17 protein-coding genes and 1 pseudogene are annotated in these 18500 nt (G+C 73.3%); 7 read left to right on the top strand and 11 right to left on the bottom strand.

What is annotated here, in order from left to right:
• Window positions 1-38 precede the first annotated feature (38 nt).
• From LG395_RS26100 to LG395_RS26085, 4 genes are all read left to right on the top strand, one after another.
• Window positions 39-755, top strand: a complete 717-nt coding sequence (locus LG395_RS26100) for an AzlC family ABC transporter permease (protein ID WP_225811451.1) — start codon at window positions 39-41, stop codon at window positions 753-755.
• Window positions 752-1066 (top strand): AzlD domain-containing protein, encoded by a 315-nt coding sequence (locus LG395_RS26095; RefSeq protein ID WP_225811450.1) that lies wholly within the window; start codon window positions 752-754, stop codon window positions 1064-1066. The genes LG395_RS26100 and LG395_RS26095 overlap by 4 nt, the downstream gene beginning before the upstream one ends.
• A 135-nt stretch (window positions 1067-1201) precedes the next feature.
• Window positions 1202-1513: a trypco2 family protein gene (locus LG395_RS26090; RefSeq protein ID WP_225811449.1), complete on the top strand. Its 312-nt coding sequence runs from the start codon at window positions 1202-1204 to the stop codon at window positions 1511-1513.
• Window positions 1514-1520: 7 nt separating this feature from the next.
• Window positions 1521-6404 carry a trypsin-like peptidase domain-containing protein gene (locus LG395_RS26085; protein ID WP_225811448.1) on the top strand — a complete coding sequence of 1628 codons (4884 nt, stop codon included), beginning with the start codon at window positions 1521-1523 and terminating at the stop codon, window positions 6402-6404.
• Here the strand turns inward: LG395_RS26085 and LG395_RS26080 are convergent.
• Window positions 6353-6910 carry a hypothetical protein gene (locus LG395_RS26080; protein WP_225811447.1) on the bottom strand — a complete coding sequence of 186 codons (558 nt, stop codon included), beginning with the start codon at window positions 6908-6910 and terminating at the stop codon, window positions 6353-6355. The two genes, LG395_RS26085 and LG395_RS26080, sit on opposite strands and share 52 nt — an antisense overlap.
• A 93-nt stretch (window positions 6911-7003) precedes the next feature.
• The gene (locus LG395_RS26075; RefSeq protein ID WP_225811446.1) at window positions 7004-8668 is read right to left on the bottom strand and encodes a protein kinase domain-containing protein; all 1665 of its coding nucleotides are present in this window, start codon (window positions 8666-8668) and stop codon (window positions 7004-7006) included.
• A gap of 83 nt (window positions 8669-8751) precedes the next feature.
• On the opposite strand from LG395_RS26075, the gene LG395_RS26070 reads away from it, so the two are divergent.
• A complete protein-coding gene (locus LG395_RS26070; RefSeq protein ID WP_225811445.1) occupies window positions 8752-9384 on the top strand; it encodes a class I SAM-dependent methyltransferase in 633 nt (210 codons plus the stop codon).
• Here the strand turns inward: LG395_RS26070 and LG395_RS26065 are convergent.
• Both LG395_RS26065 and LG395_RS26060 read right to left on the bottom strand, forming a co-directional pair.
• The gene (locus LG395_RS26065) at window positions 9340-9597 is read right to left on the bottom strand and encodes a DUF397 domain-containing protein (RefSeq protein ID WP_225811444.1); all 258 of its coding nucleotides are present in this window, start codon (window positions 9595-9597) and stop codon (window positions 9340-9342) included. The two genes, LG395_RS26070 and LG395_RS26065, sit on opposite strands and share 45 nt — an antisense overlap.
• Window positions 9594-10457, bottom strand: a complete 864-nt coding sequence (locus LG395_RS26060; RefSeq protein WP_225811443.1) for a helix-turn-helix domain-containing protein — start codon at window positions 10455-10457, stop codon at window positions 9594-9596. The genes LG395_RS26065 and LG395_RS26060 overlap by 4 nt, the downstream gene beginning before the upstream one ends.
• 107 nt (window positions 10458-10564) lie before the next feature.
• Here LG395_RS26060 and LG395_RS26055 point away from each other — a divergent pair, with 107 nt between their 5' ends.
• On the top strand, window positions 10565-11029 hold the full coding sequence (locus tag LG395_RS26055) for an ATP-binding protein (protein WP_225811442.1): 465 nt from the start codon (window positions 10565-10567) through the stop codon (window positions 11027-11029).
• On the opposite strand, the gene LG395_RS26050 is transcribed toward LG395_RS26055, so the two are convergent.
• Complete coding sequence (locus tag LG395_RS26050) at window positions 10980-11861, bottom strand: LysR family transcriptional regulator (RefSeq protein WP_308071335.1); 882 nt, start codon at window positions 11859-11861, stop codon at window positions 10980-10982. The genes LG395_RS26055 and LG395_RS26050 overlap by 50 nt on opposite strands.
• 218 nt (window positions 11862-12079) lie before the next feature.
• Window positions 12080-14029 (bottom strand): AMP-dependent synthetase/ligase, encoded by a 1950-nt coding sequence (locus LG395_RS26045; protein ID WP_225811441.1) that lies wholly within the window; start codon window positions 14027-14029, stop codon window positions 12080-12082.
• Between the two features lie 340 nt (window positions 14030-14369).
• Here LG395_RS26045 and LG395_RS26040 point away from each other — a divergent pair, with 340 nt between their 5' ends.
• Window positions 14370-15224: a MaoC family dehydratase gene (locus tag LG395_RS26040; RefSeq protein WP_171153846.1), complete on the top strand. Its 855-nt coding sequence runs from the start codon at window positions 14370-14372 to the stop codon at window positions 15222-15224.
• A 79-nt stretch (window positions 15225-15303) separates the two neighbouring features.
• On the opposite strand, the gene LG395_RS26035 is transcribed toward LG395_RS26040, so the two are convergent.
• The 5 genes and pseudogenes from LG395_RS26035 to mqnE form a co-directional block, all read right to left on the bottom strand.
• Window positions 15304-15954 (bottom strand): TetR/AcrR family transcriptional regulator, encoded by a 651-nt coding sequence (locus LG395_RS26035; RefSeq protein ID WP_171153847.1) that lies wholly within the window; start codon window positions 15952-15954, stop codon window positions 15304-15306.
• 31 nt (window positions 15955-15985) lie between these two features.
• Entirely contained in the window at window positions 15986-16294 is a 309-nt protein-coding gene (locus LG395_RS26030) for a DUF4229 domain-containing protein (RefSeq protein ID WP_225811440.1), read from the bottom strand.
• A gap of 81 nt (window positions 16295-16375) precedes the next feature.
• Window positions 16376-16900 (bottom strand): GNAT family N-acetyltransferase, encoded by a 525-nt coding sequence (locus tag LG395_RS26025; RefSeq protein ID WP_225811439.1) that lies wholly within the window; start codon window positions 16898-16900, stop codon window positions 16376-16378.
• Between the two features lie 16 nt (window positions 16901-16916).
• Window positions 16917-17081, bottom strand: a pseudogene (locus LG395_RS26020) (UdgX family uracil-DNA binding protein); the annotation flags it as partial.
• 223 nt (window positions 17082-17304) lie between these two features.
• Complete coding sequence (mqnE, locus tag LG395_RS26015; protein WP_171153852.1) at window positions 17305-18468, bottom strand: aminofutalosine synthase MqnE; 1164 nt, start codon at window positions 18466-18468, stop codon at window positions 17305-17307.
• Between the last annotated feature and the right edge of the window lie 32 nt (window positions 18469-18500).

The following is an 18500-nucleotide window of genomic DNA, read 5'->3' as shown; positions in this document are numbered from 1 at the left end:
CTTGACGGACAGGGCGCTCGCTGTCCATCGTAGAGAACATGCGTTCGCGACACCGAACAACGCCGCCCGACACGGACCGTTCCCGCACGGACCGTTCCCTCCTGCGCGACAGCTCGCTCGTCTGGCTGGCCAGCGGCATCGTCGGCGTCTCCTTCGGCGCCGTCTCCGTCGCCGGCGGGCTGCCGCTGTGGGTTCCGGTACTGATGTCGCTGGTGGTCTACGCAGGCTCGGCCCAGTTCAGCGCGGTGGGCGTGCTGCTCGCCGGGGGCGGCCCGGTGGCCGCCGTGACCACCGGACTGCTGCTCAACACCCGGACCGCGGCCTTCAGCCTCGCCGTGGCCGAGATCATCGGCACCAACCGCGCGACCCGCTTCCTGGGCGCCCATCTGGTCACCGACGAAACGGTCGCCTTCGCCCTCGCCCAGTCCGACCCGGTACGGCAGCGGCGGGCGTTCTGGATCTCCGGGCTCGGCCTGTTCGCCGTGTGGAACATCGGCGTGCTGGCCGGCGGGCTCGCGGGCGGCGCCCTCGGCGACACCGCCCGCTACGGCCTGGACGCCGCGTTCCCCGCCGTCCTCGTCGCCTTGGTGCTGCCCGCCCTCCGCAGGGACGCGACGGTACGGCGGTGCGCCCTGCTCGGCGCCGCCCTGGCCCTGGCGGCCACGCCCGCCGTCCCGGCCGGGGTCCCGGTCCTGCTGGCCCTGACGGGGCTGTTCCTGCACCGCCGCCCGACCGACCGGGGAGCCGCCGCATGAACGCCACGCTCGCCGTGATCCTCGCCCTGGCCGTCGGCACGTACGCCTTCCGGCTGGTCGGCCCGGTCCTGCACGGCCGGGTCACCGTCCCGCCCCGCGTCCAGGAACTGGCCTCCGCCGGCGCGGTGGTCCTCCTGGTCGCCCTGCTGGCCACGGGCGCCCTGACCGAGTCCGGCGGCTTCGCCGGCTGGGCCCGCCCCACCGGCGTCCTGGTCGGCGCCGTCCTGGCCTGGCGCCGGGCGCCGTTCGCCGTGGTGGTGCTGGGGGCGGCTGTGACTACGGCGGTGTTGCGGGGGGTGGGGGTGGGGTAGGTCATGGCGTGACGGGCGGCGGGTCACCGTCGGGCGGCCGGCGCGACGGCGCTTTGGTGCCGACGCCGACTTTGGTCGCGTCAAGGGCTGTTGGCATGCGGCCACAGCCGGGCGGGTGCGTGCGGAGGTGCGGTGGTGATCGAACTGTCCGAGATGATCGCCCAGTTGCGTGCCGAGTTGGTCACGGCGATGGCGGAGGGCGAGGGCGAGGACCTGCGGTTCGCGCTCGGGCCGGTGGAGCTGGAGCTGTCCGTGGGCGTGCAGCGGGACGCGGCGGCGAGCGGCAAGGTGAGGTTCTGGGTGGCCGAGCTGGGCGCCGACGGCAGGGTCGGACGTCAGGACACGCAGACCGTCCGGCTGACGCTGGAACCACGGCGAACCGCGGAGGCCGGCGAACCGCCGTCGGAGGTGCTGATCGGCGGTCTGAGCGAAGCCGGGGAAGTCTGAGAAGCCGATGGCCCAGCTGCGGGCGGAGCGTGTCGCCGAGGTCGTCGCCGCGCGCCCGGACGGCACACGGCTGCGGGGATCCGGCTACCTCGTCGCGACCGGCGTCGTCCTCACCGCCGCCCATGTCCTGCGGGGCGCCGAAACGGTCGTCGTCCGCTTCAATCCGGACCGGGACGACGAGTGGAGCGCCCCGGCGCGGCCTGGCTGGTTCGGTCCCGGCCGGACGGACGCGGCCCTGCTGGAGCTCGAACCCGGACCGCACGGTGCGCCGCCGGAGGCCGAACCGGTGCCGTTCGGCGCGCCGGAGGACGACGACGCGGTCCTGACGTGCACCACCGCCGGCTTCCCGCTGTTCAAGATGCGGCAGCGCCCCGACGGGTCGCAGGCTCGCGACCTCTGTCACGCCCAGGGCCGTGTACCAGTGCTGTCCAACCGCCGCACCGCCACGCTGGAGTTCCGGGTTCCGCCACCCGGGCCGGGGACGGACGCCTCGCCCTGGCAAGGCATGTCGGGTGCGGCCGTGTGGGCCGAGGGCCACGTCATCGGCATCGTCGTCGAGCACCATCGCGCGGAGGGGCCCGGCACCCTGACGGTCAGCCGGGCCGACGGGTGGGCGGGAACGCCCGGGGAACCCGACGGAGGCCTGCTGAGGCGGGCCGGGCTCGACCTCCCCCCACGACGGTTCGGGCCCCCGTACGCCGACGTCCGGGTCGCCGACGGATACCGGTCCCAGGCGAACTCCATCGCCCCCGTGGAACTGCTGGACCGTGAGGCCGAGCTGGCAGAGGTAGTGCGGTTCTGCGCGGGACCGGGCGGCTACCAGTGGTGGCAGGCGGCGCCCTGGCACGGCAAGACGGCGTTCGCCGCCTGGTTGGCAGCGCGTCCGCCCGCCGGAGTGGCGGTGGCCGCGTTCTTCGTCTCGCGACGGGACGCCGGCCAGTGCGACAGCGATGCCTTCGCGCGGGCGATGACCGACCAGCTCGCCGTCCTCGCAGGCGAGAAACCGGTCCGGGGAACCGCGCCCGGCACCCTCGTCCGGGAGTGGCACCGGCTGCTGGAAGCCGCCGCCCGGCGGCACCGCGACCGAGGACGGCTGCTGGTGATCGTGGACGGCCTGGACGAGGACTTCTCCCGGGTCGCGTCCCCGCCCAGACCCAGCATTGCGTCACTGCTGCCGCGCCGGCTCCCCCAGGGGGTGTCGGTCCTGGTCACCAGCCGCCCACGGCCGGGACCCCCCGCCGATCTGCCGGGCGACCACCCGCTGCGGGACTGTGTACCGCGTCCGCTCTCCCCCTCGCCGCACGCCACCCGGCTGCGGTATGACGCGGAGCACGAACTCGGAGAACTGCTCGCCGGGGACACGACCGAGCGGCAGGTCGTCGGGCTGCTCACCGCCGCGGGCGAGGGCCTGAGCCGTGACGAGCTGTGCGCGCTGACCGGCATGCCGGCCCGCCGGCTCGACGAGCTGACCGGCGGACCCCTCGCCCGCAGCCTGGCCGAACGCACGGTCCCCGTCTTCCTCGGCGACACCCCGCGCCCGCGGACCGTGCTCGTCCTCGCGCACGACACCCTGCTCACCACCGCGACGCGACTGCTCGGCGACGAACTGCCCGAGCTGCGTGAGCGCATGCACCGCTGGGCCGACACCCACCGCGAACGCGGCTGGCCACCGAAGACCCCTTACTTCCTGCTCAGTGGGTACGGCCGCCTGGTCCTGGCGTCGGCCGGACCGCGCCGGATCGCGCGGGTCCTCGCCGACCCGGTACGACACGACCGGATGGCGTCCCGGCTGCTCGGGGACGGCCCCGCGCTGGCCGAGCTGAGCGCCGCCCGCACCCAGGTCGCGCAGGACCGCGGCGAGGACGGACCGGGAGCCGCTGTCCTGCTGGCCGCGGCACATGACCGGTTGCTGGGGCGCAGCGCGCACGACGACGGTGCGTCGGCCCTGCTGCGGGCCCAGCTCGGGCACACCGACCGGGCGGTCGCGCTCGCCGAGGCGATGCCGGACGGCGAGGCGAAGTGCCGCACACTGACCGCACTGGCCGACCGCCTCGCCACGGCCGAGCCACGGCGCGCCCGGAGCCTGGCGGAGCAGGCGGTGGCGCTCGTGCACGACGCGCCGCCCTCGGCCCCTCGGTCGGGGCCCGCTCTGATCGCCGTACAAGCGGGCGGGGTGCTGATGCGGCTCGGCAGCCCGGAGGGCGGACGCACCCTGCACTGGGCTCTCGCCCTGGTGGCCGCCGACGGCGCGGACGGCCGGGAGCCGCCCGACGGCGACACGGACGCCTCATGGTGGCAGGAGGTGTTCACGTCGGCGGCCGAGTCCTTCGGGGCGGCCGGCGACCTGGCGGGCGTGTCGGCCGTCCTGTCGGCGTGCGGGCAACCGGCCGGGCCGGCACCGGTCCTCATGCACGCCCTCACCGCCTTCGCACGACGGGGGCACCGTGCCCCGGTCCCGCGCACAGCGCCGTACACCCCGGACTGGCGAGACGCCGTACGCGCCGCCTGGCCCGCAGCGCTGGCGGCGGCGGGCGCGGGCGAGGACGCCTGGCGGGCGGTGGACGACGTGCCGCCCGCGCACCGGGACCGAGCGCTCGCCGCGCTCGGCGAGGCCTTCTTGGAGGCCGACGACCTCGCCGGGGCCCTGCGGGCCGCGCGCACGGTGACCCGCCCCGGGGCCCGGCGGCGCGCACTGCTCGACCTCGTGCCTCGGGCCTCCGGCGCGCGCGAGGGACTGCGCCTTCTCGAAGAGGCCTGCCCGCACGGCATCGACACCGCCGCACCAGCGGAGCACTGGCCGTGCGGCGGAGCGTGCGCGGCCCTGCGCGTACGGGCGCTGGGCACACTCGAACGCTGGGACGAGGCACTCGCCGTCTCCGCGCTGCCGCACCCCGCCCGGTTCCGCGGAGAGGTACGCCGTCAGACGCTGACCGCCCTGGTCATGCACGGTCGTTGGCAGCAGGCGCGCGACCTGCTGGCGCGCTACCGGGCGGAGGACGAGCCGGAACACTGGATCCGCGCCGCGGTCTCCCTGGTGTACTGCGGGTCCGCCACCGGCGTGCCCGAGGCACCCGAGCTTGCCGTGGAACTGCTGGCCGCTCTCCCGGAACCCCTGCCTCCTGCGGAGCGGTCCCGGCTCCAGTCGGTGGCGCTCGGCGTGCTCGCCGAATCCGGGCGCTGGCAGGACCTCGCCAGGTACGGGGGGTTCCTCGCCCACATGCTCCCGGGCAGCCCGACCCTGACCGACATCGCCGACGCCGCCGCCGCGTCACTGGCCCGGCACCCCGAGCGCAGGGCCGAGGTCTTGGACGCGCTCGGCACCGTGATGGGCCCGGACGCATCGCGCTTGCTCCTCGCCCCGGCCTGCGCCCGGCGGGGCCAGTGGCGTACGGCGGTGTCGTTGACCAGGCAGGTCGTTGAACCGTGGACACGGCGGCGGGCGCTCACCGACGTGGCCGCGGCCCTTCACGAACACGAGCCCCAGCGGGCCGTCGCCCTCGCGGACGAGGCCGAGTCCATCACTCCGGTCGCCCGCCCCGACCGGTACGCGACCTCAGCCGAACGGCAACGGATCCTGCTCGGCTACGCCGAAGCACTGGCAGCCGTCCGTCCCGCTCTGACGATCCGGGCGGCCCGCGCCGCCCGCACACTGCGGGCCACGGAGGATCTGCGGGGGCGCTGGGCCGTGGCCTTGGCCCGCGCGAGCGACACCACCGGTGCCGTCGGGGCACTCGGCGAACTCACGGACCGGTCCTGGCGACGGCGGATCTGGACCGCGCTGGTCGCCGCCGCGCTCACGGCGGGCCGACCGGACGAAGCCCGGCGCCTGGTCACCGACCTGCTCGCCTCGCACGACGTCGCCGCGGTCCCCGAGTGCCTCGCGCTCATCGCGGCGGCCGGCGTTCTCGATCCACAGGTGGCCGACGCGGTGCGGCAGGAAGCCGTCCGCTGGGCCGCCGACAGGATCATGTGGCCGAGCGGCACGGTGGAATGTCTGACGGCCGTACTGGAGCACTGCCCGACCGAGGACCCTGCGACGGTGTCCCTTGCCGTTCCCGCCCTGGCCGACGCGCTGAACTCCGTCGCGGCACCCGGCACCGTGCTCCCGCTGGCCGCGAGGGCCGCCCTGGCGCTGGAACCCGTCGATCCGCGAGCCGCCGCCCGTTTCGCCGACCGGGCTCTGGTGGAGGCATCCGCTCTCGATCCCACGCGGGCAGGCGTGGCCCCGGCAACGGCCGTCGCCGGGGCCACCGCCGTACTGGGCCGGCTCGGCGCGCTGCCGGCGGTGCCGTCGCAAGGCGAGGCCCGAGACCTGCCACCGGACGTCCGCTTGGTACTGCTCGCCGGGATCGCCGCCGGGACGGTTCCCCTCGCCCCTGACCGGGCGGCGGCCCAGGCGGAGGAGGCGGCCGGACTGCTCCGCGACTACGGGGGCCACCTGGCCGCCCACCCCACGCTGGCGGGCTGGGGGACCGGCCTGGCGGAGCCCGTCCGCGATTGCCTGACCGTGACCGCGAGGGCGCTCGCCGCGCTGGAGGAGCGCGCCGCCGCAGAGGCTCTGCTACACGACGTGCGCAGCCCGTGGCAGCGCGGCCTCGTTCGCGTACACCTGGCCCGCTCCCTGGCGGCCGAGGCCGAGCGGCCAGGCGCCGACTCCGCCCTACGCGACGCCGCCGACTGGGCGCTGCGCGGGGCGCTGGCCGGTGACCACTGGTACGAGGCACTCACCCTGCTGGCGGCCCGCGCGCCGGACGCGGTCGCCGAGGCCTGCGCCCTGACCCTCGATGCGCCGGACCCGCCACCGGTGGACGCGGCCACGGATCCGGCCGGGGCCGAGGCTCACCCCGTAGGACCGTCCTTCGCGTCCAGCAGTTCGCCGTCGGGCCCGTAGAGGAAGACGTGCACCATCCAGGTTGCGTACTGGGCCCTGTGCACGGTGAGCGTCGTCGAGTTTTCCGTGGGGTCGTAGGGGAGCAGGCCGGTCGATTCACTCCCGGTGTAGCCGGTGCCGGTGCCTCCCCCGTGCCCGTCCGGGTAGTAGGACGCCCATTTGATGACGCACTCCTGCCCTTGCAGCCCCGAGAGCTCGGCATCGACCTCGATGTCCTGGTACGAGGCGTTCCCGGCATCCCTTCCCTTGTCCACAATGCGCTTGATCCGCCCCGACACGGTCGGGGACGGGGGAACCTCGTTCTCGGTCGGCCCCGCCACGTCGGTGTCAGCCGTCTCGGTCACCGTGGTCGTCGGAGCGGGGTCCGGGCTGTGCGCCCCGCAGCTCTGCACCTGGTACAGCAGTCCCACCACCGTGGAGACCACCAACGCGGCGGAAGCCCAGCCCGTACCCCCGTGCCACCCCCCTTGGTTACCGGGCTGCCCGCCCTGCGCCCCGTTCGTCATCCATACCCCCGAGATGATGACGCATCAGCACTGTGTTCCCTCCACAGTAGGGCATCTGCCTTTACCCATAAGGACGTTGGGTGTCACTTCGGACTAGGCGGCGTTGCGCCAGATGGTCAGGTCGCCGGTGAGGAAGGCGATGTCGGGCATCGCGGTGGACTTCGTCTGGATCACGTACAGCCCGATGTCGCCCTCGTCGTCCTTCATGCAGAACTCGGTGCCGGCCGCCGCACCGCTCAGCGTCCAACTGTGCTTCGTCGCGTGCTTGAGGAGGAGCCGGCACTCGTCGAGGGTGGTGCCGGGTCGGCCGTAGATCTGAAGGAACACCACGCTGTCACTCTTGAGTTCGCAGCTGACCGTCTGGCAGTCGAAGCGGATGTCACCCTTGCGGTCCCTTCGCTGGGGCGTCTCGTCCTTGAGGCTCAGCGAGGTCTTCGCGTCCAGCCAGAGCTGGGCGAAACCTTCTGGCCGCGGGTCCCGCGGAGAGGCCGAGGGCCCGACGTCACCGGCCCCCGAGGCGGACGCGCCTTCGGAGCGGGACGAGGAATCTGACGAGGAGACCGGCGCGGACGCCGACGAGGAGGACTGTGGGGCGGATGCCGTGGCGGCCGTCCGGGAACCGGCCGTGTTCCGCCCGCTCGCCCGGCCCTTCGCGTCCATGACCGACCACGCCAGGAGGGCCACCAGCAGCGCGCCGCCCGCCACACCCGCGACCGAGATCAGCGCGGCGCGCCGGCGGCGGGCCTTCCGCTGTTCCGGCGTCGGCTGCGGCCAGCCGGCCGGCGCGGTCAGCGGCTGCCGGGCGTACGCGGGAGTGGGCACCGGCGGCTGCGCATACGCGGGCGTCGGCTCCGGGACGGGCGCCGGGACCGCGACCTCCGGTCCGGTGATCTCCCGCCACACGGCCGGCCCCCCGCCCCCGTCGGCGTCCGCACCCAGCCGCTGCCGGCACCACTCCACCACCTCCGCCGGAGTGGCCCGCTGTGCCGGGTCGGCGGTTAGGCACCGGGCGAGCAGCGGGCGCAACGGCTCGGGCAGCAGGTCCAGGCCGGGTTCCTCGTGCACGATCCGGTACAACACGTTCACGGCGGGGCCGTCCCCGTACAGCGGCCGGCCCAGCGCCGCGAACGCGGCCGTCTGCCCGAGCGCGAAGACGTCGGTCGCCGCCGTCACCTCGCCCCCGGACGCCTGCTCCGGAGCCATGAACGAGGGCGTGCCGATCGTGCCGCCCGTCGCCGTGTACGAAGTCCCGTCGGCCGCCAGCGCGATACCGAAGTCGATCACCCGGGGCCCGTCCGCGGCCAGCAGCACGTTCGACGGCTTCAGGTCCCGGTGCACGATGCCCTCGGCGTGGATGGCCTGGAGCGCCTCGGCCACCCCCGCCATCAGCCACAGCACGGCCGGCACCGGCAACGGCCCCCGCCGGGTCACGGCCTCCGTCAGGGACGGCCCCGGCACGTACAGCGTGGCCAGCCACGGCGGAACGCCGTCGGCATCGCCGTCGATCAGCTCGGCGGTGTACGCCCCCTTCACCCGCCGAGCCGCCTTGATCTCCCTGCCGAACCGCCGCCGGAAGTCCGGGTCGTCCGCCAGCTCCGGCCGTACGACCTTCAGCGCGACGGGCCGTCCGCCCTGCGTGTGGGACAGGTAGACCCGGCCCATACCGCCCGCGCCCAGCCGCGCGGCGAGGCGGTAGCCCGCCACCACGGGTGGATCGTCCGCCTGGAGTGGCTGGAACACCTCCGTCGACTGGTTCACCGGCCCGTACCCCCCAGTAAATGCGTTGGCCAACGGCAGCAGCCTAAGCGGAGTGTCAGTGCGGGCCGCTACGGTCCCTCCCCATGACCGACACCCGCGCCTTCTACGACACCATCGCCGAGGACTACGCCGACCACTTCCGCGATCCCCTCGCCGAACGGCCCCTGGAGCGGGCACTCCTCGCCGCGTACGCCGAACAGGTCGGCCCCCACGGCACGGTGGCCGACCTCGGCTGCGGCCCCGGCGACGTCACCGCCCACCTCGCCGGTCTGGGCCTGTCCGTCTTCGGCGTCGACCTCTCGGACGCCATGATCGCCATCGCCCGCCGCCGGCATCCCGCGCTGCGGTTCGAGCAGGGGTCCATGCGGGAGCTGTCTGTCGCCGACGGTTCGCTGGCCGGGGTGGTGTCCTGGTACTCCAGCATCCACACACCCGCAGACGAACTCCCCGACCTGTTCGCCGAGTTCCACCGCGTACTGGTCCCCGGCGGGCGCCTCCTGCTCGCCTTCCAGGTGGGCGACGTACCGCTCCGCCTCGAACGCCCCTTCGGCCGCGACGTGGCCCTGGACTACGAGCGGCGCCGCCCCGAGCAGATGGCTGAGCTGTTGTCGGGGGCGGGCTTCACCGTCCGCTCCACCACCGTGCGGGGGCCCGAGGTGACGCGCGGCGAATCACCCGTCCCGCAGGCGTTCCTTCTCGCCCAGAAGGAAGGCTGACCAGGCGGACGGGGTGACGGTGAGGTGGGCGGCGAGGGGTTGCTTCGAGTCGCGGATGTGGATGGCGGTGGGGTGGGCGGCGACTTCTAGGCACTGGCCGCCTTCGCCGTCGCTGTAACTGGACTTGCGCCAGGTGTAGGCGAGTTCGACGCATTCGCCGCCCTCGCCGCCGCTGTAGCTGGACTTGAACCAGGGAAGTTCCTTGGTGTTCATCGCTCTCCCAGCAGTTTCTCGATCAGGGCCACGGACTCCGTCGGGGTGAGTGCCATCGCGCGCATGATCCCATAGCGGTCGGCGATCTTGCGTACCTCCTCCGGGTCGGTGATCAGTCGCGGGTATCCCTGCACCTCCACGTAAGCGACCTGGGCTCGCTTGCTGGGCGTCAGCAGGTTGAACGGGCCGTCCATGTTGGGGTGTTCGGTCTGCGCGGAGGGCATCACCTGGATCTCCACGTTGCGCATGCTGCCGATCCTCAACAACCTGCGCAGTTGGTCCTTGTGCACCTTCGTACCGCCAATGGGCCGGTGCAGCACCACCTCTTCCAGGACGTAGCTGCACATCGGCAGTGGCCACTGCTCCAGGACCTGCTGACGTGCCAATCGGTCGGCGACGCGCTTCTCGATGGTGTCCTCGTCAAGGAGGGGACGGCGACGGGAGAACACGGCACGCGCATAGTCCTCGGTCTGCAACAGCCCCGGCACACCCTGGTTGGCGTAGAAGTGCAGCTCGACGGAGACCGCCTCCAAGTCGGCGTAGCTCCGGTACCACTCTGGATGCCGCGTCCGCGCCCTGGTCATCGCCTCCTCCACCTCAGGAATCACCGCGATGAACATGCCGTTGGCGCCCAGGATCTCGTCGGCCCGCCGCAGGAACTCCGGCCTCGGCGTACGCACCCCCCGCTCCATGGCGGAGATCTGGTCCGGGCCGTACCCCACCAGTTGGCCGAACTCCCGTTGGTTCAGCCCCGCCCGCTCCCGCACCAGCTTCAGCTGCTTGCCCAGTACGGCGAACACCGCAGCCGACCCGTTCTCCTCCGCCGGGGTCTCCGGCCTCCGCTCGCTCTCCTCCGTCACGCGCCCCTCCGACTGACCCGTACTCCCACGAACCGCACCCGTACGACTACGCACAGTCGCCAGGTCTCCCCTGGTCAGCGTAGGGAGAAGTGACCACGCTCGGTGATGTGAACGTAGAAATCTCCACCCCCACAACCGAACTCGTCCAACGGCTCAGCCCGACTCCCCGGGGCGCCCGTCTGGCCCGTCGGCTCACTGCCACCGCGCTCGCCACCTGGGGGTATCCCCATGACGGCGAGCTCAGCCACACCGCCCAGCTCGTCGTGGCCGAGCTCGCCGCCAACGCCGTCACCCACGGTCGCGTACCGGGCCGGGACTTCGAACTGCGGCTCGCGCTGCGCCGCGCCGAGGACACCCTGCGCATCGAGGTGAGCGACGCCCGGGGCGACCGCGCCCTCCGCTTCCTCGACGGGGGGCTGGAGGACGAGGACGGCCGGGGTCTCGTGATCGTTCAGGTGCTGGCCACGCTCTGGGGCGTGTCCGAGCGGGACGTCGGCAAGACGGTGTGGGTGGAACTGGCGCTCAGCGCAGGGCGGCGACCGTGTCCGCGAAGGCGCGGGCCGGCGGGCTGAGCGCGTCCCAGCGGCGGACGGCCCAGCCGACGGGGAGGGGACGCAGGCCGGGCAGCGGGACCAGGCGCAGCGGGCCGTCGCCGGGGACCGGCAGCCCCGGTACGGCCGGGACGACCGCCCTGCCGATGCCCAGCTCGGCGAGGAGCAGGGCCGTGTCCCAGTCGGCCACGCTCGGCTCGTAGGCGAACCGGACGCCCCGCTCGGCGCACGCCGCTTCCAGGTGGGCGGCGGACGTGGAGTTGGGCGGGAGCCGGATGACCCGGGCGCCGGACAGCTCGGCCGGGTCCAGGTGCGGGCGGCCGGCCAGTGGGTCGTCCGCCCGGACCGCGAGGAGCCACGGCAGCTCCGCGACCGTCCGCTGCTCGATGCCCCGGACCGGCGGGCCGATGGTGATCCAGGCGAGGTCCAGGGTGCCGTCGGCGAGTGCGTCGAAGCTGCCCCGGCCCGAACTGACCGTGCGGAACTCCAGGTTGACCGTGGGGTGGCGGCGGCGGAACGCGACGACCGCGTCGGACATGAAGTGCCGGACGGTCGTCGCGCCGGTGGCCACGCGCACGTACCCGCTGTGGCCGTCGACCAGGTCGCGCAGCTGCCGTACGGCGACGTCCAGGGCGTTGATGCCCTCGCCCGCGGCAGCCTCCAGTATCCGGCCGGCCCGCGTCGGTACGACGCCGCGCGGGCGGCGTTCCAGCAGGGCCACGCCGGTCTCCCGCTCCAGCCGCTTGACGTGCTGGCTGACGGCGGACTGGGTGCGGCCGAGGTCACGGGCGACCGAGCTGAGGCTGCCCGCACGGCACACGGCGACGAACACGCGGAGGTCTTCCAGAGTCACAAGACCCAAGCTAACACTGGGGTTTGGTGAGAAAACCCAAGGATTGACTGGGCTCAGCACGGCGCGCGAGGATCGTACGCGGGCCGCGACCGACCCAGGCGGCAACCCGCTCCCCGCCCCGCCGAGTCCGGAGGAGGCGGGACCAGCGAGGAGCGGGTGCCGACCGTCGCCGGTGCGGTGAAGCCCAAGCCCACCTTGGGCCGGGGTGGAACACCCCCTCAGCGCTCGTGCGACTCGTACAACCCCTCCACCTGCGCCGCGAAGTCCCGCAGGATCCGGTCCCGGCGCAGCTTCATCGAGGGGGTGAGGTGGCCGGCCGACTCGGTGAAGTCCACCGGGAGCACGGCGAAGCGGCGGATGGACTCGGGGCGGGACACCATCCGGTTGGCCTCGTCCAGCGCCCGTTGCAGGACGGCGCGCAACTCCTCGTCGTCCACCAGGAGTTCCGGCGGGACCGGGTGCTTGCCGATCATCTGGCGCCAGTGCGTGATGCCGTCGCGGTCCAGGGTGATGAGCGCCGCGACGTAGGGGCGGCCGTCGCCCACCAGCATCACCTGGGAGATCAGCGGGTGCCGGCGCAGCCAGTTCTCCATCGGGGCCGGGGCCACCGACTTGCCGCCCGCCGTGATCAGGAGTTCCTTCTTGCGGCCGGTGATGGTCAGGTAGCCCTCGTCGTCCAGTTCGCCGAGGTCGCCCGTGGGCAGCCAGCCGTCGCGGGTCGCCGGGACCACTCCGCCCGCCTGGGGGTCCCAGTAGCCGCGCAGCACGTGGTCGCCGCCGATCAGGATCTCGCCGTCCGCCGCGATCCTCACCCGCGTGCCGGGCAGCGGCCAGCCGACCGTGCCCAGGCGGGGTTTCAGGGGCGGGGTGACAGTCGAGGCGCCGGTGGTCTCCGTGAGGCCGTAGCCCTCGAAGATCTCGATGCCGGCACCCGCGTAGAAGGCGGCGAGACGGCGGCCGAGCGGGGAGCCGCCGCAGATGGCGTACCGGACGCGGCCCCCCATGGCGGCGCGGATGCGGCGGTAGACGAGGGGGTCGCAGAAGGCGCGCTGTGTCTTCAGGGCGCGCCCCGGGCCGTTGCCCGCGCCGGTCTGGCGGGCCTCCAGCGCCTCGCCGTAGCGCTCGGCCACGGCCGCGGCGCGGTCGAAGACGGACGCCCGGCCGCCGGCCTCCGCCTTGGCGCGCGCGGAGTTGTAGACCTTCTCCAGCATGTAGGGGATGGTCAGCAGGCAGGTCGGCTTGAAGGCGTCCAGGTCCGGCAGCAGGTCCTGCGGGGCGAGGCTGGGGGCGTGGCCGAGGCGGACCCGGGCGCGGACGCAGGCGATGGCCACCATGCGGCCGAAGACGTGGGACATGGGGAGGAAGAGCAGGACCGACGGGTCTTCGCCCTTCGCCTTGAAGACGGGGTGGAGGAGTTCGATCGCGTTGTCGACCTCGGCGAAGAAGTTGCCGTGCGAGAGGGCGCAGCCCTTGGGGCGGCCGGTGGTGCCGGAGGTGTAGATGAGCGTGGCGAGCGTGTCGGGGCCGAGCATGCCCCGGCGTACGCCGGTCTCGCCCTCGGGCACGAGTGCGCCCGCTTCGGCGAGCCGGGCCACGTGGTCCTTCTCCATCACCCACACGTGGCGCAGGTCGGGCAGGTGCGGGAGTTCGGGGCCGATGGCGGCGGCCTGGGCGGCGGTCTCGGTGACCAGGGCGACCGCGCCGGAGTCGTGCAGGATCCAGCGGGTCTGGAAGACGGAGGAGGTCGGGTAGACCGGGACCGTGACCAGACCGGCCGCCCACGCGGCGAAGTCGAGCAGGGTCCACTCGTACGTGGTGCGGGACATGACGGCGATGCGGTCGCCGGGCATCAGCCCTTCGGCGATCAGGCCCTTGGCCACGGCTTGCACCTCGGCGGCGAAGCGCGCGGCCGTCACGTCCGTCCAGCCGCCGTCGGAGCGCTTGCGGCTGAGGACGACATGGTCGGGGTCGGTCTCGGCGTTCTCGTACGGGAGGTCGGCGAGGGAGCCGTGGGTGACCGGGGGCGCGAACGGGGGGACCGTCACTTCCCGTACGGCCCCGTCGAGCCGGACCGTCGCGGGTTCGACGAGGACCGGGCGGCCGTCGTAGTCGGTGGCGGAGACCGGGGTGCCGGAGGAGACGGGCGGGGTCGGGTACGACGTGGACACGGGCGGCTCCTCTGGCGTGCGTGCACCTGCGGTGGGCCTTTCGGGGAAAGGGGGTTACCGCTGGTTAGGCAGGTGATCGTACGACTCCGCTGTGAGGGGGTTGTGCGGGTCCGGGGATGATCCGGGGCCGGGGATGTGCAGCCTCGGGGGTTATGTGACGGGTGCTCACCTTTACCATCCACGCGCCCGGCTCCGCCTGGTCCCGTACGCCCGCCGGCCCGGTTCCGGGGGTGTGGCGGCGGCTCGCCCGGCAGTGGTCCACCATGACTTACCTTCGGTAACCTTACTCCAGAGTAATCGCATTCCAGCTCTTCGGAACCGAGTCGCGCGGGAGTCGCAGATGGCCGACCGCTACCTCAGCTTGACCGCGCCCCCCGCGCTGGCCCCGCTGCTGGCCCGGGGCGCCCTGCGCTCGCCCTTCAAGCGCCCCGCCCCGGACGCGGCCTTCCCGCGCACCCGCCTGGTGCTGCCCGGCGTCCGCGTCGACCTGACCAGGCTGGCCGCGTACGAGCGGGTCTGCGGCTTCCCGACCGGCGAGCCCGACCTCCCGGTCACCTACCCCCATGTCCTCGGCTTCCCGCTGGCCATGCGGCTGATGAGCGGCCGGGACTTCCCGCTGCCGCTGCTGGGACTGGTGCACACGTCGATCGAGATCACGCGCGGTGCCCCGCTGGCGGCCGACGGGGAGTACGAACTCGGCGTCTGGATCGCCGGGTTGACGGCGCACCGGCGGGGGACGGAGGCGACGGTGGCGACGGAGCTGCGCTCGGGCGGGAGCGTGGTGTGGGAGTCCCGGAGCACGTACCTGGCCCGGCACCGCACCGGCCCGGTCCCCACACCCGCGCCACCAGAGCACGCGGACGCCGTGCTGCCCGCCGTCGCCGAGTGGCGCCTCGCCGGGGACGTGGGACGGCGGTACGGCGCCGCGTCCGGCGACCGCAACCCCATCCACCTGCACCCCCTCACCGCCCGCCTCTTCGGCTTCCCCCGCGCCATCGCCCACGGCATGTGGACCCTGGCCCGCTGCCTGGCCGCCCACGGCGCGGACGGCCCCGCCGTGGTGCGGGCGCGGTTCAGGGCGCCGGTGCTGCTGCCGGGGACGGTGGTGTACGGGGCGGACGGGAGCGGGCGGTTCGAGTTGCGCGGTGCCGACGGCGGGCGGGTGCATGTGAGCGGGGAGACACGCGGGAGTTGAGGCCCGGTGCCGGGTGCGGGCGGGCAGGTCACTCGCGCCCCCGCGGCGGAGCCGCGTATCGGATACAGCCCCGCGCCCCTCAGGCCGGCTCGGCCGGCGGTGTCCACACCTCGCCGCGCATCAGGTTGCCCAGGCCCGCCCAGGCGAAGTTCATCAGGGTGGCCGCCGCCTGGCGGGCCGTCGTTCCCGGGGTGGCGTTGGCCCAGGCGGCGAGGGACTCGGCGGCGCCGACCAGGGCCTCGGCCAGGCCCGCCACCTCGTGTTCCGGCAGGTCGGGATCGCGGTGGGCCTCGCGGGCCGCGACCGCGACCAGCCGGGTCACGAACGCGACGATCTCCGCGCGCATCGCGGCGACCTCGGCCGCGAAGGGCTCCCCGTGCGTACGGGCCTGGAGGTGCAGCACCGACCAGCCGTCGGGGTGCTCGGCGGTGTGCGCGAAGAACGCCCGCAGGCCGTCCCAGAGTTGCCGGTCGGCGGGCAGCCCGGGCCGGACGCCCGCGCGCACGGCCTCGGTGAGCGCGGCGGCCTCGCGGCGGATGCACGCGGTGAAGAGCTCTTCCTTCGAGTTCAGGTACAGGTAGACCAACGGCTTGGACACGCCCGCGAGTTCGGCGATCTCGTCCATCGAGGCGGCCATGTACCCGCGCTGCCCGAAGATCCGTACGGCAGCGTCGAGCATCTGCCGCTCCCGCACCGCCCTCGGCATCCGTTTGGTCTTGACGGCACCCATGGGGGCAAGCCTAGTGGGGCCGGCGGCGCCTTCAGCTGGACGCGGTGGCCCCGTCCTGTGCCCGCGACGTGTCGTCGGCGACGTCCTCCTGGCTGCGGTTGGCGTCCAGGTTGGCCTTCATCCGGTCGACCCTGTGCACGATCTGCACGGAGGCCCGGTCCCGTTCCCTGCGCAGCGCCACCCAGCTGATCGGCGCGGAGAGGACGAGCGCGAGCAGCAGGACCCACAGTCCGTTGGACTCACCGAAGCCGCGCGGGAAGATGCCCGCGTACACGGCTCCCCAGACGATCAGGAGGCAGCCCGCGAAGATACCGAGGCGCATCAGCGTGTAGCGGAGCATCTCAATCCACTCGTCCGATTCCAAAAGGGGTCATCGTCCAGTGAAGCACGAGCGCCGGGCGGTCGTGCAGGGGGGTCGGCGTCAGCGGAGCGGCAGCAGCATGACGATGTCGTCGCGGTCGTCGCCGGGCGCGACCCGGATGGCGTCCGGGACGCGGCCGACCTCCTTGTAGCCGCAGGAGCCGTAGAAGCGCTCCAGGCCCAGCCCGCCCCGGCAGGTCAGCCGGACGGCCTCGATGCCCTCCATCCCGCGGGCCGCGTCCGCGGCGGCGGCCAGCAGGTCGCGGCCGTAGCCCCGGCCCTGGTGGCGGGGGTGGACCATCACCGTGTACAGCCACAGCCAGTGGGTCATCAGCCGGTGGGTGTTGCGGGTGAGGAAGGCGGTCGCGGCGACCTCGCCGGCCTCGTCGTGGCCGACGAGCAGCCGGGTGCGGCCCTCGGCCATCTGCGCGAAGTGCCGTACCAGCTCCGGGCGTATCTCCTCGCGGTTCGCCGGCGCCACGAAGCCGACGGCGCCGCCCGCGTCGGTGACGTCCGTCCACAGGTCGAGGATGCCGTCGCGCAGGGCGGGGGTGATGGCGGGGTCCAGGGTGAAAGTAAGAGGCACGTCCGCAGTTTACTTATTACCCCAGGGCGTGTGCGGCCACTTCCAGGTCGGCCACCAGGCCCTGGTACGCCTGCTCGCGGTCGTCCGCGCGCAGCACGGCCGACGGATGCACGGTCGGCACCAGCCGCTCCGGCCGGCCGTGGACCTCCTCCTCCAGCACGGTCCCGCGCACCTGCACGAGCATCACGCGGGCGTCGGTGTTCCCGGCGGCGCCGTCGGGCACGAAGGGAGCCGCGCTGTAGGCGTCCGCAGGGGCCTTCGTTGCCGGCGTGCCGGGCGAGCACCCCTCGTTCCGGCGGGGAATCGAGGGGTCGTACAGGCCGCCGCCCGGCTGCGGCACCCGCCGTGGCCTGTCGCGCGGTTCCCCGCGCCCCTGGTCGGCTCAGCCGGCCCTCGCCGGAAAGTCACACCCGCATCGGCTGGGGCGACTCCCGGCGCGCCGGGTCGGGACCCTCGTACTCACGGATGATCTCGTACCGCGTGTTCCGCTCCACCGGGCGGAAGCCCGCGTCGCGGATCAGTTCCAGCAGGTCCTCGCGGGTCAGCTTGTTCGGCGTGCCGAAGTTGTCCGCGTCATGGGTGATCTTGTACTCCACCACCGACCCGTCCATGTCGTCGGCGCCGTGCTGGAGGGCGAGCTGGGCGGTCTGCACGCCGTGCATCACCCAGAACACCTTGACGTGCGGGACGTTGTCGAACAGCAGCCGCGACACGGCGAAGGTCTTCAGCGCCTCCGCACCGGTCGCCATCCGGGTGCGCGCCTGGAGGGTGTTGCGCACCTTGCCGTCCTTCACGTCCACGAAGTCGTGCTGGTAGCGCAGCGGGATGAAGACCTGGAAGCCGCCGGTCTCGTCCTGGAGCTCACGCAGGCGCAGGACGTGGTCGACGCGGTGGCGGGGCTCCTCGATGTGGCCGTACAGCATGGTGCACGGGGTCTTCAGACCCTTCTCGTGCGCCAGGCGGTGGATGCGGGACCAGTCCTCCCAGTGGGTGCGGTGGTCCACGATGTGCTGCCGGACCTCCCAGTCGAAGATCTCGGCGCCACCGCCCGTCAGCGACTCCAGGCCCGCGTCGATCAGCTCGTCCAGGATCTCGGAGGCCGACAGACCGCTGATGGTCTCGAAGTGGTGGATCTCCGTCGCCGTGAAGGCCTTCAGGGAGACGTCCGGCAGCGCCTTCTTCAGCTCGCGCAGCGAACGCGGGTAGTACCGCCACGGCAGGTTCGGGTGCAGGCCGTTGACGATGTGCAGCTCGGTGAGGTTCTCCGACTCCATCGCCTTGGCGAGCTTGACGGCCTCCTCGATGCGCATCGTGTACGCGTCCTTCTCGCCCGGCTTGCGCTGGAACGAGCAGTAGGCGCAGGAGGCCGTGCACACGTTGGTCATGTTGAGGTGGCGGTTGACGTTGAAGTGCACGACGTCACCGTTCTTGCGGGTCCGCACCTCGTGCGCGAGTCCGCCGAGCCAGGCCAGGTCGTCCGACTCGTACAGCGCGATGCCGTCCTCGCGGGTCAGCCGCTCACCGGAGCGGACCTTCTCCTCCAGCTCGCGCTTGAGCCCGACGTCCATACCCACACCTTTCCACGACGACTCGACCACGG

The organism is Streptomyces spinosus (genome assembly GCF_020400655.1).
Classification (GTDB): domain Bacteria; phylum Actinomycetota; class Actinomycetes; order Streptomycetales; family Streptomycetaceae; genus Streptomyces; species Streptomyces argyrophylli.
Note: the sequence above shows the minus strand (reverse complement) of the source record. Positions and strands in the feature narration are given on the sequence as shown.